General features: G+C 74.6%; 9 protein-coding genes. 5 read left to right on the forward strand and 4 right to left on the reverse strand.

Annotated features, from left to right (window positions below; translation table 11 throughout):
• Positions 1-36: 36 nt before the first annotated feature.
• A complete protein-coding gene (locus tag ACFV4P_RS29180) occupies positions 37-1,380 on the forward strand; it encodes a tetratricopeptide repeat protein (RefSeq protein ID WP_380476335.1) in 1,344 nt (447 codons plus the stop codon).
• Positions 1,381-1,418: 38 nt separating this feature from the next.
• Here ACFV4P_RS29180 and ACFV4P_RS29185 read toward each other — a convergent pair whose 3' ends face one another.
• From ACFV4P_RS29185 to ACFV4P_RS29195, 3 genes are all read right to left on the reverse strand, one after another.
• Complete coding sequence (locus tag ACFV4P_RS29185) at positions 1,419-5,969, reverse strand: hypothetical protein (protein WP_380476163.1); 4,551 nt, start codon at positions 5,967-5,969, stop codon at positions 1,419-1,421.
• Positions 5,970-6,039: 70 nt separating this feature from the next.
• Complete coding sequence (locus ACFV4P_RS29190) at positions 6,040-6,933, reverse strand: hypothetical protein (protein ID WP_380476164.1); 894 nt, start codon at positions 6,931-6,933, stop codon at positions 6,040-6,042.
• 367 nt (positions 6,934-7,300) lie between these two features.
• On the reverse strand, positions 7,301-8,821 hold the full coding sequence (locus ACFV4P_RS29195; RefSeq protein ID WP_380476166.1) for a hypothetical protein: 1,521 nt from the start codon (positions 8,819-8,821) through the stop codon (positions 7,301-7,303).
• A gap of 157 nt (positions 8,822-8,978) precedes the next feature.
• Here ACFV4P_RS29195 and ACFV4P_RS29200 point away from each other — a divergent pair, with 157 nt between their 5' ends.
• Entirely contained in the window at positions 8,979-9,578 is a 600-nt protein-coding gene (locus ACFV4P_RS29200) for a hypothetical protein (RefSeq protein WP_380476168.1), read from the forward strand.
• Positions 9,579-9,672: 94 nt separating this feature from the next.
• Here ACFV4P_RS29200 and ACFV4P_RS29205 read toward each other — a convergent pair whose 3' ends face one another.
• Entirely contained in the window at positions 9,673-10,386 is a 714-nt protein-coding gene (locus ACFV4P_RS29205) for an ABC transporter ATP-binding protein (RefSeq protein ID WP_380476170.1), read from the reverse strand.
• Between the two features lie 156 nt (positions 10,387-10,542).
• Between ACFV4P_RS29205 and ACFV4P_RS29210 the strand changes: the two genes are divergently transcribed.
• From ACFV4P_RS29210 to ACFV4P_RS29220, 3 genes are read left to right on the forward strand one after another with little or no spacing between them, the layout of a single operon-like run.
• Positions 10,543-13,800 (forward strand): FtsX-like permease family protein, encoded by a 3,258-nt coding sequence (locus tag ACFV4P_RS29210; protein ID WP_380476172.1) that lies wholly within the window; start codon positions 10,543-10,545, stop codon positions 13,798-13,800.
• A complete protein-coding gene (locus ACFV4P_RS29215; protein ID WP_380476174.1) occupies positions 13,797-16,538 on the forward strand; it encodes a hypothetical protein in 2,742 nt (913 codons plus the stop codon). Before ACFV4P_RS29210 ends, ACFV4P_RS29215 begins: the two co-directional genes overlap by 4 nt.
• Entirely contained in the window at positions 16,535-17,488 is a 954-nt protein-coding gene (locus ACFV4P_RS29220) for an ABC transporter ATP-binding protein (protein WP_380476176.1), read from the forward strand. Before ACFV4P_RS29215 ends, ACFV4P_RS29220 begins: the two co-directional genes overlap by 4 nt.
• Positions 17,489-17,505: the final 17 nt, after the last annotated feature.

Genomic DNA, 17,505 nt, shown 5'->3' on the forward strand with positions numbered 1-17,505 from the left:
CGCCGTGATCGCGAGTTGAAAGACTTGAATTCAGGCATGATGTCGCCCATGCCGATGAGGGCCGATCAGAACGCCGCCCTGGCGGGGCTTTTGGACGAGTTGGGCTGGAAGCATGGACAGTTCGCCCGGGCCATCAACAGCGCGGGCACCCGTGCCGGCCTGCGCCTGAAGTACGACGAGTCGTCGGTGAGTCACTGGCTGAACGACGGCACGCTGCCCCGGAGGAAGACCCAGGACCTGATCCTGGTTGTCCTGGCACGAGGCCTCGGGCGGCCGGTGACAGCGGTGGAAGCCGGCTTTGCCACCACATCTGCGGTCGTCGCCGACGCCGATACGCTGACCGGACTGGCTGAATTGGGGAGGGCGGACATGGACCCATCTCGCCGAGCACTGATGGGCGTTGCCGGCCTCTACGCAGCAACCATGGCCATTCCGGGCTGGCAGGAAGCCACAAGCCGTTTCAAGCTGATCCGGGCCAACCCGCACACCCGAATCGGCATGCGCGAGGTTGAGGCCGTCGCTGCGATGACGGAGCAGGTCAGCGCCCTGGACGACCAGTTCGGCGGCCGGTTCGCCCGGCCCATGGCCGCAGCGTTCCTGGTGAACACGATCGTGCCCTACCTCCACGCCGAGGCTACCGACGAGGTCCGAACGGCCATGCTCTCGGCCGCCTCCGACCACTGCTACCTGACCGGATACATGGCCATGGACGAGCGTCTGGACGGCCTCGCCGACCGCTACTACGCCAAGGCACTGGAGTTGGCTGCAGCCGCCGGGGACCGGCTCACCTTCTGCACCACCCTGCGTGGCATGAGCGTCATGCACGGGGATCTCGGCGACGGCGCGACAGCTCTTCGACTGGCAGACGACGCCTCGTCCGCCTCGCCCCAGGCCTCGCCCCGGATGCGCGCGTTCCTGGCAGGCCAGCAGGCACACGCCGCCGCCATCGTCGGAGACCGGGCGGTGGCTCTCCAGAGGATCGGCGAGGCCGAGTCCTCGATGGAGAAGGCCGAGTCCCAGGCCAAGGCGTTCGGCTCCTACGACCCCTCAGCTCTGAATTACCACATCTCACAAGTCCGCTACGAGCTCGGCGACCTGAACGGGTCGATCAGGTCGATGGAGGAATCCCATCGTCTGCGCGAGCCGATCTTCCGGCGCACCCGGGTCCGGTACGGGGCGATGCTCGCCGAGCGACAGTTCGAAGCCGGACGAATCGAGGAAGCGTGCGTCGCGTGGCACCGGGCGCTGGACGATTTCCCACTCGTCCAGTCCGCCCGATGCCACGACCGCATCGACGCCATGCTCGCCATGACCGGCCCGTTCCACCGCAACACCCATGTCCGTGAGTTGCGGCAGCGCGCGACCGAGCAGGCCAGGTGATCCCGGCCCGTCCTCGGTCGCCTCGAACACGGTGATTCCTACTCGGGCTTGCGGAACATCCGGGTGGCCGTGATCTCTCCGTGGATCGTCGGGCCGTCGGGGTCCTGGGGGGTCGGGAGGCCCGGGCGGAGGTGTTCTTCGACCGAGATGTACTTGAGGCCGGCCCGGAGGTCGGCGTCGTTGCGGAGGCGGATGACGAGGGGGAACTCGGCGAGCGCCGTGGTGTCGAACAGGCCGGTGGTGTAGATCAGTTGGACGCCGAGCGCGTCGGCGACGGCGCGCTGGAGCTCCAGCAGGTAGGTCGCGTTGGCGCGGCCGATCGGGTTGTCGAGGAACAGCGTGCCGGCGTGGCGGAGCTGTGACTGGCCGCGGTCGTTGGCGCGGAGGGCGGCCATCGTGCAGTAGAGGGCGATGGCCGCGGTGAGCAGCTGGCCGCCGGAGAAGACGTCCGACATCTGGCCGACCGAGACCCGCTCGGCGCGCAGGACCGCGTCCGGCTTGAGGATCTCGACGGAGACGCCCTTGGGGCCGATCGCGGCGGCGACGCCGCGCAGCAGCAGGGACATGCCGTCGCGGCGCAGGTCGGAGTTCTTCTTGACGGCGGACCGGGTGGCCTCGTCGATGACTTCGCCGAGCCGTTCGACCAGGACGGCGTGGTCCGGGTCGTCGAAGCGGATGCGCAGGAACTCCTGGCCCGACCACTCGCCGAGGCCTTCGGGGAGGCGGGAGAGTCGCTGGGCGGCGCGCAGGGTGGCGAGCGAGGACTCGACCAGGCCGCGGAGGCGGTCGACGATGGAGGCGCGGTTGCGTTCGAGCTGGGCGAGTTCGTCGGTGAGGACGCGCAGGCGGGGGGCGAACGCGGCGGCCCAGGCGGCGGCGTGGTCGGGCAGGGCGGCGGCGGGCAGCTCGCGGATCTGCTGGCGGGCGGGGGTGCGGACGGCCTCGTAGCGGGCGGCGTTGGCGTGCCGGACGAGGGCGTCGGAGGCGTCGCGGACGGCGAGTTCGGCGCCGGTGAGTTCGGTGGCGGCGGTGCGCATGGCCCGCCGGGTGTCGGTGGCGGCGGCGCGGGCCGCGGCGAGGCCGCCGAGGTAGGTGTCGGCGGTCTCGGTCTCGTCGCCGGTGTTGTCGCGCAGCGCGTCGCGGAGCTGGGCGGCGAGTTCCTCGAAGTCGGTGGCGGCGGCCTGGGCCTGGTCCAACGTCCGCTGGAGGTCGGCGTGTTCGGTGCGCGCGGTGTCGACGCGTTCGCGGCGTTCGGCGAGCAGTGCGGTGGCGGTGCGCAGCAGGGCCTGGGCGTGTTCGGGGTCGGCGGGCAGCAGGTCTTCGGGGAGGTCGGTGTGGGCGTCGCCGTTGATCGGGGCGGAGCGTTCGGCGTCGCCGCGCAGGCGGCCGACTTCTTCGGCGGCGGCGCCGGAGCGGGCCTCGATGATGGTGACGAGTTCCTCGGCGCGGGCGGCGGCGGCCTGGCGGGCGGGGCCGTCGGCGCCGTCGGGGCTGGCGAGGAGTTCTTCGGCGCGGGCCTTGACCTTGTTGCTGAGGCGTTCCAGCTCGGTTGCGGCGGCGGCCTGGTCGCCTTCGGCGCGGGCCTGTTCGGCGCGCAGGTCGGCGCCGACGCCGACCTTTTCGTAGAGCTGGGCGGCGGCCCGGTAGGCCTCGCGGAGAGCGGGGAGGGACGCGGGGACGGCGGTGTCGTCGGGGTCGGCGGCGATGTCGGCGGCGGCGATCTCGGCGCGTTCGCCGCGCAGGGTGCGTACGGTGCGGCGGGCGTCGTCGGCGGCGCGCTGGGCGGCGCGGCGGTCCTCGTCGCAGGTGCGGGCGCGTTCGGTGCACAGCGCCTGGCGGCGTTCGCATTCGGTGGCGTCGTCGGCGAGTTCGCGCTGCCGGCGGGTCCAGTTGGCGCGTTCGCGGAGGCGGAAGGCGAGGCCGGCGAGGGCGTCGGCGCGGCGGCGGGTGCGCTGGGCGGTCTCCCGGCACTCCTCGTGGCGGGCGGCGGCGGCCTGGTGGTCGGCGTCGGCTTCGGCGTGGTCGGCGCGCAGGGTGGCGAGTTCGGCGGCGGTGGCTTCGGCGCGGTCGGCCGCTGCGGCGGCGGTTTCGGCGAGTTCGGCGAGGGTGCCGGGCGGGCAGCTGGCGTGCCAGGAGGCCAGTCGGGCGGCGAGGGCGCGGTCGCCGCCGAGGCGGGCGGCGAGTTCGCGGATGTGTTCCTCGCGGGCGGTGGCGCGGGCGCGCAGTTCGCGGCGTTCGTCGTCGGCGGCGGTCTCGTTGTGCATGGCCGGGTTCGGCGGCACGAGGAAGAAGCCGGGTTCGCCCTCGATGGGGGCGATGAGGGCGGCGGCGGTGCCGACGGCGACGGTGGAGCGGGGCAGCAGGGCGGCGGCGGCGAGGGCTTCGCGGGCCCGGTCGAGCGAGGCGGGGTCGGTGACGACGACGCCGTCGACGAGTTCGGGGCGGGCGGCGAGGATGGCGTCGTGGTCGGCGGGGTCGACGGACTGGGCGAGGTAGCGCCAGCCGGGCAGCGCGGGGATGCCCTGTTCGCCGAGGTGTTCGACGGTGGCGAGGACGTCGGGGCCGGGCGGCAGCAGGCCGCCGTCGCCGAGGGCGGCGAGGATCCGGGAGTCGTCGGCGGCGGCGGTGCGCAGGTCGAACAGGGTGCGTTCGGCGTTGGCGACGGCCTGGTCGAGCAGTTCGCGCAGGTCCTCGGCGGAGGCGTCGAGTTGACGGGGCGTCAGGAAGCCTTCGGTCTCGTCCGCGCCGTCCTGGTACGGGGAGAGCGAGAGGAGTTCGGCGAGCCGGGGTTCGGCGGCGAGTTGGGCGGCGGTGCGCTGTTCGGCGGCGAGGGCGCGTTCGGCTGCGGTGCGGGCGTCGGTGGCGCGGGCGGCGGCGAGTTCGGCGCGGGCTTCGGCGGCGGCGGACTCGCGGGCCCGGACGGCGCCGGCGTCGGCGGCGGTGCGGGCCTGGTCGAGGGCTTCGGTGGCGGCGCGTTCGGCGTCGGCGGCGTGCAGGGCGGCGCGGGCGGGGTCGGGTTCGGCACCGGAGTCGTCGATCCAGCCGGCTTCGACGGCGGCGGCGGTCTCCTGCTCGACCTCGGTGAGGCGCTGGCGCAGGTGTTCGGCCTCGGAGCGGGCCTTCTGGGCGGCGGTGGCGGCGGCGGTGGCTTCGGCCTGGGCGGCGGAGCCGTCCTGCTGGAGCTCCTCGGCGCGCAGTTCCTCCTGGTCGGCGCGGGTCTCGGCGCTGAGCGCGGCGGTTTCGAGGGCGCGGGCGAGGGCGCCGGCGGCGCGGTCGCGGGCGGCGAGGGCGGGGGCGGCGTCGAGTTCGGCCTCCCGGATGGCGGCGGCGACGCGGCCGGCGCGGTCGGCTGCGGCACGGTGCCGCAGGACCGCCTCGGCGGCCTGCCAGGAGGCGAACTGGGCGCGGGCGTCGGTGAGTTCGCGGCGCAGTCGGCCGGCTTCGGCGGTCGCGGCCTCCAGGCCGAGGGTGGCGTGCCGGTAGGTCAGTTCGGCGACGATCCGGTCGTGCCGGGTACGGTCGGTCTCGGCGGCGGTGACGGCGCTCGCGGCGGCGGCGACCTCGACGGCAAGGTCGTGGACGCGGTCGCGTTCGACGGCGGAGCGGGCGGACAGCGACAGGGCGAGCCGGCGGGTGCGGCGTTCGGCGGCGCGGTGGCCCTCGCGGACGGTCTCGCGTCCGGCGGTGGCGTCGACGATGCGCTGGAGCAGGTCGACGGAGCCGGCGGTGAACTCGCGTTCGGCGGTGAGTTCGGCGCGCCGGCCGAGTTTGGCGGCGAAGCCGTGGACGAGGTCGGCGAGGCCGTCGGTGTCGCGGGTGTCGGTGACGGCGCGCAGCAGCAGGTCGGTGAAGTCGGCGTCGTTGCGGACCGCGAACAGGCCGGCGGCCTCGCCCTCGTCGGCGTTCATCTCGCGCTGGTAGCGGAAGAGTTCGGGGTCGAGGCCGAGCGCGCCGAGGTGCTCGTTCCAGCGGTCGTGGATCTCCTCGAAGGTGACGTCGAGGTGCGAGTGGGCCTTGCCGGCCTCGGTGAGGGTGTCGCGGAAGCCCTTCATGGTGCGGCGGCGGCCGCGGGTCTTCTGGTCGCCGGCCAGGCTGGGGCGTTCGGCGACCGGCAGGCCGTCCAGGGTGAGGCCGGGGCCGGGCCGGAAGGAGTACCAGAGTTCGGCGAACTTCCGCGGGTCGGAGGAGACCTGTCGGCCGCGCCATTCGCTGACCTTGCCGACGACGATGAGTTCGCCGGTGACGGTGTGCTGCCATTCGAGGGCGACGTGGCCGCAGTCGTCGGCGAGCAGGAACTTGCGCAGCACGCCGGAGGAGGCGCCGCCGAGGGTGTTGCGGTGGCCGGGCAGCATCACCGAGAAGATCAGCTTGAGCAGGACGGACTTGCCGCCGCCGTTCTCCAGGAACAGCACGCCGGCGGGTGCGGGGCGGCGCTGCGGGCCCTCGGGTTCCTCGCCGAACAGGCCGATCTGCTGGGGCTGCGGCTCGGGGACCGGCTCGCCGACGCCGCGCAGGTCGAGCACCGTGTCGGCGTAGCGGGCGCCCGCCGGTCCGATCGAGTACAGGCGGACCCGGTTCAGCTCGTACATGTGCGGTGGTTCTCCTGGAGCGGTCAGTTCAGAACGTGGCGGGGGTGGGTCAGAACGTGGCGGGGGTGGGTCAGAGCGAGTGGAACGGCAGTCCGGCGTCGGCGACCAGTTCGTCGCTGTCGTCGGGCGGCAGCAGGGTGGCGGTGCCGTCGCTGACGGGGACGACGCCCAGGTCGAGGAGTTCGGCCATGGCGGCGCTGCCGGCCAGGTCGCGGACCTGCAACTGGTAGCGGGCGGTGGTGCGGTAGGTGCCGCCGGCGTCGTCGGAGGTCTTCTGCAGGAAACCCGAGTCGACCAGGAAGGACACCGCCTTGGAGACGATGCCGGTGGTGGAGCCGGACAGCCGGCGGGCGTCCTTGGTGGCGCCGGTCGCGGAGCGGCGGGCCCACACGCGCCAGGCGGCTTCCAGGGCGGGGGCGGCGCTCGCCGGGTCGGTGTTGCTGCCCTCGGCGGCGGCGCGTTCCTCCAGGCGGCGGCAGGCCTGCCGGACGAACGCGTCCACGCCGTTGACGGAGACCCGGCCGAGGTAGCCGTCGTCGGCGAGGTCCTCGGGGCGGGGGAAGGCGAGCGCGGCGACCGCGAGGTGCGCGAGGCCGTGCAGGAAGCGGTCGGTGGACTCGGAGTTGGCGCGGCGCGAGTAGTCGCCCATCCGGACGGCGAATACCGAGTCCTCGGCGGCGGCGACGGCCATGCCGGCCCGCGGCGAGACCTCCAGCACGACCAGGCCCATGCCGGTGGCGACGGCGTCGGCGAGGCGGCCGAACGGCGGGTCGTCGCGGTAGCGGCGGACCAGTTCGGCGTACTCGGCGTCGCGGGACGGCAGCAGCTTGGCCTGCAGGCCGAAGGAGACCAGGCGGGCGGCCTCGGCGACGTCCGCCGGGCTGATCGGCGCGGGCGCGGCGGCAGCGGCGGCGGCCGGTTCGGCGACGTCCTGCGGCGCCCACGCCTCGGTGCTGGTGGTCATGCAGGTGCTCCTTCGGTGCGAATGCTGCGCGTGCTGCGAGGGCTGCGGGCGGTGCGAGCGGTGCCAGTGCCGCGGGCGGTGCGGACGACGCAGGCGCTGCGCGCGCCACGGACGAAGCAAGTGCCAAGGGCAGTGCCAGTGCTACGCATGCCGCGAGTGGTGCGGGCGGTGCGGGCGGCGCGCGTGCTGCCAGTGCCACGAGCCGTGCCAGCGGTACCAGTGCGGCGGACGATGCCCGCGCCGCAGGCAACGTGCGCGCCACAGGCAATGCCCACGCCGCAGGCGCAACCCATCCCGCTCGCGCTGCCCGCGCCGCAGGCGCGACCCACGCCCCAGGTGCTGCGCGTGCCGCCCCCGGCCGGGCGTGTCACTTCGCGTCCCGGCGGTCGGCGGCCATGCCGGCGGCGTCCAGCAGGGCGCTGCCGACGATCAGGTCCGCGCCGCCGAAGCCGGGGTCGTCCAGGCGGGTGCCGTCGTCGACGGCGAACAGCAGGCGTTCCTCGCCCTGCCGGTACGCGGTGCCGACCGGCGGGCTGGCCGCGTGCACGGCCAACAGGGCGACCAGGTACGCGAGTTCCTCGCCGTCCTCGGCGAGTTCGGCGCCGCGGGCGCGGGCGTCGGCGAGCAGGCCGGAGAGCCGGCGGGGCGCGTCGGCGGGCAGGTCGAGCAGGTCGAGCGCGGTCTCCAGCTGGGCTTCGGAGAAGCGGCTGTCGTCGGGGGTGGCGACCAGGTCGGGTTCGGGCAGTTCGGCGCCGAGGTGTTCGCGTTCCACGGGCGGGGTGAGCAGCAGTTCGACCAGGTCGCTGACCCGGACCGAGACGGGGGTGCGCAGTCCGGTGCCGCGGGCGAAGAACGCGTCGGTGGGCCGGGTGGCGTCCGCGAGCGGCAGGGTGAGAACGGGTGCGAGGAGTTGACCGTACAGGTCGATGCCGGCCCGGGCGGTGGGCGCGGAGAACGCCTGCCGGTCCTGTTCGGCGCGGAACAGCGGGCCGGCCTCCAGCAGGCGGGTCTGGAGCTGGGTGTGCCGGCGGATGCAGTCCTTGACGATGTCGACGAGTTCGGCGGCGCGCCGCTTGTGCTCGGCGTCGGCGCTCTCGTCGCGGGCCTTGCGGATGTTGGTGAGGATCGCGTTCTCGTGCCGGTACCGGTCGGCGATGTGGTCGAGCGCCTCGTCGATCAGGTCGGGGACGGTCTCCATCCAGTCGACGGCCCGGACGTTGCGGCGGGTGGCCTCCAGGGCGCGGCGCAGCGTCTCGGCGTACTGGACGGTGCGGTAGCGGGCCTGTTCGGCGGCGAGTTGGGCGTCGGCGAGGCGGCCGCGGCGGATCAGCACCTCCAGCTTGACCTCGGCGGCGATCTGAGCGCTCGTCACGTCGGTGTCGAGGGCGCCGACGAGGACGTTGACGGCCTCGTCGGTGGTGCGCAGGTAGACGCCGCCGTCCTGGCCGGGGACTTCCTCGATGAGCTTGAAGTCGTAGTCGCGGCGGGTGTACTCGCCGTCGGGGCCGAAGGTGCCGTAGACGGCGCGGAAGCCGCGGTCGACGCTGCCGACGTTGATGAGCGATTCGAGCACCCAGCGGGCCACCCGTTCGTGCTCGGTGACGGCGCGTCCGGGGTTCTGGGCGGCGATCCGGGGCTGGAGGCGGCCGAGGACTATGTCGCGGTCGGCCCCGGTGTCGAAGTCCATGTTGAGGGTGACCAGGTCGATGGCGGCGAGGCCGATCTCGGCCATCGTGTACGAGGCGTACTCGCCGGCCAGGTTGACCTTGCGGCTGTCGAGGTCGTGCAGCGGCGCGGTGCAGGCGAGCGCCTTGAGCCGGCGGGCGAGTCCCTCGTCGGCGGCCGGTCCGGGGGCGGGCCTGGTGGGCTGGTCTGCGATGGCGGTCACGGGGGACAAGATTAGGGCTTTCCGTGGACAGGTCCGAAACGTCCCGTTTGGGGGAAGCTGTTCCAGCGTGTTGAACGCGTTCAAATTCAGGTCTAGAGTCCTTCTCGCGACACTGCGTGCCGTCTCCGGCACCCGCGTCATGGAGGGGGGATTCCCCATGTCCGACATCGCCACGGCCCCGACCGGTTCCACCACCGCCGGCCCCGGTCCTGCCACCGTCACCGACACCGCACTTGTTCAACGCCGTATCAGGCGCTGGTTGTGGCTGTTCATCGTCTGCCTCGTGCTCAGCGGGCTGACCGCGTTCCCGTTGCAGACCGAGACCTCGCTGCTGGTGAAGTTCATGGACGCCACCGGCCTCGCCGACGCGCTCCCCGCGCTGGACGCCTGGGTGCTGCGGGTCGGCGACGGCGTCGCCGACGGCTACGGCAGCCACCCGTTCCTCGCCTACGGCACCGACTGGCTGGCGTTCGCGCACCTGGTGATCGCGGCCGCGTTCTGGGGCCCGCTGAAGGATCCGGTGCGCAACGTGTGGGTGATCCGCTGGGCGATGATCGCCTGCGGCGGCATCGTCCCGCTCGCGCTGATCTGCGGTCCGCTGCGCGGCATCCCGCTGTTCTGGCAATTCGTCGACATGTCGTTCGGTGTCTTCGGCCTCATTCCGCTGCTGGTCGTGCACCGGCTGATCCGCACCCTGGAGTGGGACCGGGCCGTCCGCACCCACCACGACTTCGCCCGGGTCGTCCCCTCCCCCTGACCGACCCGACCGGCCCGACCGGCCCGACCGACCTGACCGACATGCGGCGGGCCACCGGCGCGAATTCGCGTCGGTGGCCCGCAGGGCGTGCGGGTCAGCCCGCCGCGGCGGCCTCCGGCAGGCTCACCGTGCCGTCGTGCAACTCGATCACCCGGTCCGCCTGCGCCATCAGGGCCGGGTCGTGGGTCGCGACCAGCGCGGTGACGCCCTGCGAGCGGACCACCGCGCGGAGCAGCTCCATCACGGCCAGGCCGGTCTCCGAGTCGAGCTGGCCGGTCGGCTCGTCCGCGATGATCAGGGCCGGTTCGTTGGCCAGCGCCCGGGCGATCGCCACCCGCTGCTGCTGGCCGCCGGAGAGTTCGGTGGGCCGCTGCGCGGCGTGGTCGGCCAGCCCGACCAGCGCCAGCAGGGTGCGGACCCGCTCCTCGCGTTCGGCGGCGGGCAGCCGGCGCAGCCGCATCGGGACGCCGACGTTCTCGGCGGCGGTGAGCGTCGGCAGCAGCCCGAAGGACTGGAAGACGAAGCCGATCCGGTCCCGGCGCAGCGCGAGCCGCCCCGACTCGTCGAGGGCGGACAGGTCGGCGCCGTCGAGCGAGATCCGTCCGCTGGTCGGTGAGTCGAGTCCGCCGACCAGGTTGAGCAGGGTGGTCTTGCCGGAGCCCGAGCGGCCCTTGAGGGCGGTGAGTTCGCCGCGGGCCGCGGTGAAGGAGACCCCGCGCAGTGCGTGCACGGTGCGCTCCCCGCTGCCGAAGCTGCGCCAGAGCTCCTCGACCACGACCATCGGCGAAGACTTGTCGGTTTCGTTCATTCTCTGGTCCCCCGTGCGCGCGCCGTTGTGAAGGAAGGGGATCGATTCTGCTCACCTCCGAGCCTGTTTGCGCAAGACCCTTCCGCTGCTCGTTCGTATCTGACAGAGTCGTCCGCCATCCGGTACACGCTGACCGGTGACGGGGGAAGTGGGAACATGCTCGGCTTTGTCCTGCGCCGACTTCGCGGGCGGCTGCCGCTGGCTGCCGCCGTGCTCTTCACGGTGCTGATCACCACGACGGTGCTGACCACGCTGGTCGCCTTCAACCGCACCGCCGCCGAGGCCGGCCTGCGCCGGAACCTGCACGGCGGCGGTCGACCGGTCGTGCAGTTGAGCGCCGACCACACGGTCGACGCCAGGTCGGCGGACGACGCGAAGGCCGCCGCGCTCGGCGCCCGGCTGTTCGACGGGCTGCCGGTCGCCACGCAGTCCCTGGCGCTCAGCCGCGCCTACGGGCTGCCCGGCCCGCCGAACCCGACCCACGAGGCGGACCTGACGGTGCTGGCCGCGCTCGACCACGGGCAGGTCCGGCTGGCGGCCGGCCAGTGGCCGACCGCCGAGGGCGCCGCCGCGGGCCCGGGCACCGGCGGGACGGTCCGGGCGGCCGTGCCGAAGAGCACCCTGGTCCGGCTCGGCCTGGCCGAGGACGCCCTGCCCGCGCAGGTCACCCTCTCCGACCGGTACGGCGGCAAGCCGCTGACGCTCCTCGTCACCGGCGTCTACCAGGTCGCCGACCGGGACGACCCCTACTGGCGGCTCGACCCGCTGGGCGGCCGCGAGATCCAGATCAGCGGCTTCACCACGTACGGGCCGATGCTGGTGGACGACGGCGTGTTCACCTCCGGCCTGCTGGCGCAGGGCCGCCGGAACGCGATGCTGACCGCCGACTTCTCCACCGCCGACCCGGAGCGCATCGACCGGATCCGTTCCCGCGCCGAGCATCTGCCGGAGCTCGCCAAGCAGTACAGCCCCGACCTCCAGCAGACCTCCGAACTCCCCGCCCTGCTGGCCGAGTTGAACTCGGCGACGCTGGTCACCCGGTCCACCCTGCTGATCGGCGCGCTGCAGCTCGCGGTTCTCGCGGGCGCCGCGCTGCTGCTGGTGGTGCACCTGGTGGCGGAGCGCCAGTCGCCGGAGAACGCGCTGCTCACCTCGCGCGGCGCGACCCGGGGCCGACTGGTCGCCTGGACGGTGCTGGAGACGCTGCTGCTCGCGCTGCCCGCCGCCGTGCTCGCCCCGCTGCTGACCGGTCCGCTGCTGCAACTGCTCACCTCCTGGGGCCCGCTCGCCGGGTTGCCGCTGGCGCACACCGACACGGCCGTCCGCTGGCCGGTGGCGGCGCTGTGCGCGCTGGCCTGCGTCCTCCTCGCCGCGCTGCCCGGCCTGCTGCGGCGCGGCGGCGAGCGGGTGGTGTCGCGCCGGCAGGCCGTGGTCTCCACCGCGGCCCGCTCCGGCGCCGACCTGACGCTGCTGGCCCTCGCCGTGATCGCCTACCAGCAGCTCGACGCCCGCACCGGCGGCCTGTCGGCCGACTCCTCCGGGCAGTTGGGCATCGACCCGGTGCTGGTCGCGGCGCCCACCCTGGCGCTCTGCGCGGGAACGCTGCTGGTGCTCCGGGTGCTGCCGTTCGCGGCGCGGCTCGGCGCCCGGCTGGCGGCCCGCGGCCGCGGGCTCGGCCCGGCGCTCGGCGGCTGGCAGCTGGCCCGCCGCCCCGGCCGGGCGAACGGCCCGGTGCTGCTGCTGGTGCTGGCGGTCGCCACCGGCGTCCTGGCGCTCGGTCAGCACGCCGCCTGGCGCGACTCGCAGCACGACCAGGCCGACTTCGCCTCAGCGGGCGGCCTGCGGATTCAGGCGTCCGCGCTGCCGCCGATGGGCCAGGGCGGCCGGTACGCGACGCTGCCCGGCGGCGACCGGCTGCTCCCGGTCGCCGGGTTCGACCAGTGGCTGCCCGGCGACCGGAAGGGCCGGGTGATCCTCACCGACACCGCCCGTGCCGCGGACGAACTGCACGTCCGACCCGACCTGTTCGACCACCGCCCGGCCGCCGAGCTGTTCGGTCCGCTCGCCGAGCCGCAGCCCACCGGCGTCCCGCTGCCCGGCACGCCGTCCCGGATCGACCTGACCCTGGACGTCCACGTCGCCGACCTCCCCACCGACGGGTCGGTCCCGCCCTGGCGGCAGCAGCAGCTGACGGCGCCCGACCTGTGGCTCCAGCTGCGTGACAAGTTCGGTGCGGCGTACCGCATCCTGGCGCCGCAGCTGCCGATCCGCGGCGAGACCACCCTCTCGGTCAACCTGAACGCGCTGACCGCCGCACCGCTGGGCTCCGTCGCCGCGCCGCTGACCCTCACCGGCCTGGAGCTGACGTACGGCGCGAGCTCCAGCGAGGCCGCCAGCGAGGTGACGCTCCGCCGGCTGGCCGTCGCCGACTCCGTGACCGCGGCGCCCACGCCCGTCCCCGCGCCCGCCGGCGCCTGGAGCGTCGCGTCGGGTTCCCCCGTGCGGGTGAGCGGCCCCGACCAGGACCGGATGATGACCGCCTCCTACACCCCGTCCCCGCCCAGCAGCCCCACCGACGTGCGCGACAGCAAGCACGCCCTGGTGTACGCCCCCGGCGGCAGCATGACCGGCCCCGAGGTCAAGGGCCTGGCCACCCGCGCCTACCTGACGGACGCCGGCGCCAAGGTCGGCGACCTGATCAAGGTCCAGGACGGCAACACCAGCGTGCCCGTCCGGATCACCGGCCAGGTCGAGGCGCTGCCCGTGTACGGCGCGAGCGCGCTGCTGCTCGACCTCGCCACCACCGACCGCTGGCTGAACGACCGCAGCGCCGAACTCGCACCGGTCTCCGAGTGGTGGCTGCCCGCCACCGGCCCCGACGACCGCACCCCCGCCGAGGCCGCCGCCGCGCTGCGCTCCGGAGCGACCGCCCAGCGGCTGACGCTCCGCGAGGACGACGTCGCCGCCCGGTCCGGCGACCCGCTGAGCGCCGCCCCGCAGAGCGCGCTCGCCGCGCTGGCGCTGGCCGCCGCCGTCCTCGCCACCATCGGCTTCGCCGCCGCCGCGGCCGCCTCGGCGGGCGAACGGGCCGGCGAGTCCGCGGTGCTGCTCGCCCTCGGCACCCCCCGGCGGCTGCTGCGGCGCACCGCCGCCGCCGAACAGGTCGTACTGGTGGGCATCGGCACCGGCGTCGGGCTGCTGCTCGGGGCCGTGCTGGCCCATCTGGTGGTGCCGCTGGTGGTGCTCACCCCGGCGGCGACCCCGCCGACACCCGAGGTCCTGGTCGGGCTGCCGCTCGGCCAGGTGCTGATCCTGGCGGCCGGGACCGCCGCCCTGCCGCTGCTGTCCGCCTTCCTGGTCGGCGGCCGCCGCCGGGACGTGGCCGCCCGGCTCCGGTTCGTGGAGGACAAATGAGCACCCCGGCCCCCTGGGTCCGTACCCGGCTGCGCACCGCGCCGCTGGCCGCCCTGCTCACCGGCGCCCTGGCGCTGACCGTGGTCTTCCTGGCCGCCGCGCTCCCCCGGGCGCAGGACCGCGGCGCGGACGGCGCGCTGCACAGCTTCCTGCGCACCACCGGCCCGACCGCCACCAGCATCCAGGTCACCGCCGCCGTCCCCACCACCGGCGACCCGTCGCAGCAGCTGGACACCACCGCGGCCCGGCTCACCGACACCATCGGCCCGGTGCTGCCGCTCGACCCGAGCGGCCCGGTGTACGGACGCCGGGCCGGCTGGGCGCGTTCGCTGGGCGACCCCGCGCTGGACCGCCCCGAGGGCGTGGAGCCCGAGTTCGCCGTGCAGTACCAGCACGGCATGACCGAGCACGCCCGGTTGACGGCCGGCCAGTGGCCGGGCGCCGCGGCCGAGGGCGAGCCGATCCCGGTCGCGGTGTCGGAGGCCACCGCCAGGACCGTCAAGCTCACGCTCGGCACGGTGTACGACGGCGGCAGGTCGGTGCAGGACCGCAACCTGGAGAAGCTCCGCCCGCAGCGGATCAAGGTGGTCGGCCTGTACACCGTCGACAACCCGTCCGACCCGTTCTGGGACCGGTTCGGCTGCGCCCTCACCACCTGCATGAACCTCACCCCCAGCAGCGGCCCCGGCGACCCGCCGGAGCGGTACTGGTACGCCGTCGCCCTCACCGGCCCGGAGGGCATGTCCCGCATCGCCGACTGGGGCCGCGCCGCCGAGGACTACTGGCGGATGCCGGTACGGGTCGACGCCCTGCGCGCCGACCGGCTCCGGGAGACCTCCTACGGCCTCGCCGCCGTCACCACCGGCCCGGTCGGCGTCAAGACCTCCACCTCGCTCGGGCGGTCCAACGTACGGATCACCACCGAGCTGCGCACCCTCGTCGACAACGCCTGGAAGCGGCAGTCCGCCATCGACTCGCTCGCCTACGTCGGCCCGGCCGGCGCCGCCGGCGTCGCCGCCGTGGTGCTCTGCCTCGCCGCCGCGCTGACCGCCGAACGGCGCACCACCGAACTGCGGCTGCTGCGCGCCCGTGGTGCCTCGACCCGCGGGATCTGGCAACGGCTGCTCGGCGAAGGCGCGTTGACGGTGCTGCCCGCCGCCGGGCTCGGCGCGCTGCTCGCCTTCACCCTGCTGCCCACCCCGCGCTGGCTGCCCGCCGCCGTCGCGGCCGGCTCGGTGACGCTGCTCGCCCTGCTGGCCTTCCCGGTCCGCACCGCGCTGATGCTCCGCGTCGAGGCCTCCGCCGGCCCGTCCGGTCGCCGCCGCCTGCTGGCCGAACTCGGCGTGCTGGTCGCCACCACGGCCGCCGTCACCCAGGTCGTCCGACGCGGCGTGGCCCCGCTCGGCGAGGGCGTCGACCCGCTGCTGGTGACCGCGCCGCTGCTGGTCGCCCTCACCGGCGCGCTGCTGCTGGCCCGGCTCCAACCCGCCCTGATCGGGCTGCTGGCCCGCTGGGCCGGCCGGCGCCCCGGCGCGATCGGCTTCCTCGGCCTGGCCCGGGCCGCCCGGGGCAGCGGCCCCCGCTCGCGCCCCTCGATGCTGCCGCTGCTCGCCCTGGTGCTCGCCGTGACCTGCGGCGCGATCGGCTCCACCGTGCTCAGCTCGGTCGCCGCGCAGCGCTCCACCGTCGCCCGGTACAACATCGGCGCGGACGTCATGGTCGGCGCCGGCTCGCTCGCATCGCTGCCCGACGACTTCGTCGCCGCCGCCGAACGGCTGCCGGGCGCGGACGTCTCGCTGCCGGTCTGGGTCGACGAGGACGTCGTGCTGGTCACCGACGGGAACTGGTCCGCCCGGGTCAACATCGTGGTCGCCGACCCGGTCAAGTACGCGAAGATCGCCGAGGTCGCCGGGCGCGGACGGTTCGACCCGTCGGTGCTCACCGGACCCGTCGAACCGGGCGGGCCGATACCGGCCGTGGTCAGCAGCGACCTGCCGAAGGGCCGGCTCGACCTCCGGCTGGCCGGCGGCGAGGCCGTCCCGATCCGCAGCGTCGCCGTCGCCGACGGCACCCCCGCCCTGAACGGCTCGGCCGGCACCACCGTGGTGCTGCCGCTCTCCGCCGTCACCGACCTGATGCCCCGCTTCGGCAGCCCCCACGAGTGGCTCGCCGCCGGCAACGTCGACGACACCGCGGTGCGCGCCCTGGCCGAGAAGCACCTCGGGCCGCCGGCCGTCGGCACCAAGCCCGGCCACCAGGTGCGCACCCGCGCAGGGGAGGTCGGCGAGCTCGCCAAGGACCCGCTGCAGTCCTCCGCCGAACGGCGGTTCTGGGTCTCGGTCGGCGCCACCGCCCTGTTCGCGCTGCTCTCCGTCCTGCTCACGCTGTTCCGCGCCGGACCGGAGCGCGCCGCCACCCTGGCCCGGCTGCGCACCATGGGCCTGCGGCCCCGGCAGGGGCTGGCGCTGATCCTGGCCGAGGCCCTGCCGCACGCCCTGGTCGCCGCCCTCGGCGGCGCACTGACCGCGGTCTGCTGCGTGCTGATGCTCGGCCCGGCCGTCGACATCGCCCCCCTGGTCGGCGCCTCCGACCCGACCGGGCTGCGGCTCACCGCCGCACCGATCCTCCAACAGGCCCTCGGGCTGGCCCTGTTGGCCGCCCTCGCGGTGCTGGCCGAGACCGCCGTCACCGCCCGTCGCCAGATCACCACCGAGCTTCGAGCGGGAGACAACCGATGAGCACTCCGCCCCCGAGCCTGGACGAGCTCCAGCGCAAGGCGCTGGCCGCCAGTGCGCCCCGCGCCGTCCGCTCCGACCTGGCGATCAGCTGCGAGCGGCTGGTCCGGATCTTCAGCAGCGACGGGATCGAGGTCCAGGCCCTCCAGGGCCTCGACCTGACGGTCGACCAGGGCGACCTGGTGGCCCTGGTCGGCGCGTCCGGCTCCGGCAAGTCCACCCTGCTGAACGTGCTGGCCGGGCTGGACACCCCGACCGCGGGCAGCGCCACCGTGGCCGGCTGCGACCTGCTGACGATGACCGCCAAGGACCGGCTGCGCTACCGGCGCGAGGTGGTCGGCTTCATCTGGCAGCAGACCGCCCGCAACCTGCTGCCGTTCCTGACGGCCGCCCAGAACATCGCCCTGCCGATGCAGCTGCGCTCCGGGCACCGCGCCGCGAAGAAGCAACGGACCCGCGTCACCGAACTGCTGGAGGCCCTGGACATCGGCGAGTTGGGCCACCGCCGCCCCGCCGAACTGTCCGGCGGCCAGCAGCAGCGCGTCGCCATCGCCGTCGCCCTGGCCAACGACCCGGCGGTGCTGCTCGCGGACGAGCCCACCGGCGAACTCGACTCCGAGACCGCCGTCGGCATCTTCGAGGCGTTCCGCACCGTCAACCGCGAGCTCGGCACCACCGTCGTCGTCGTCACCCACGACCCGATGGTCGCCGGCGAGGTCCGCCGCACCGTCGCCATCCGCGACGGCCGCACCAGCAGCGAGGTGCTGCGCCGCACCGTCACCGACGAGCACGGCCAGGAGACGGTCAGCGAACGCGAGTACGTCATGCTGGACCGCACCGGCCGGGTGCAACTGCCCGCCAAGTTCCTCGCCGCCCTCGGCATGGAGCACCGGGTGGCGGCCGACCTGGCGGCCGACCACATCGAACTGCGGCCGGACGACACCGACGGATAGGCGGACCCCCGTGCTCG

Source organism: Kitasatospora sp. NPDC059795 (assembly GCF_042732175.1).
In the GTDB taxonomy this organism is placed as follows: Bacteria; Actinomycetota; Actinomycetes; order Streptomycetales; family Streptomycetaceae; genus Kitasatospora.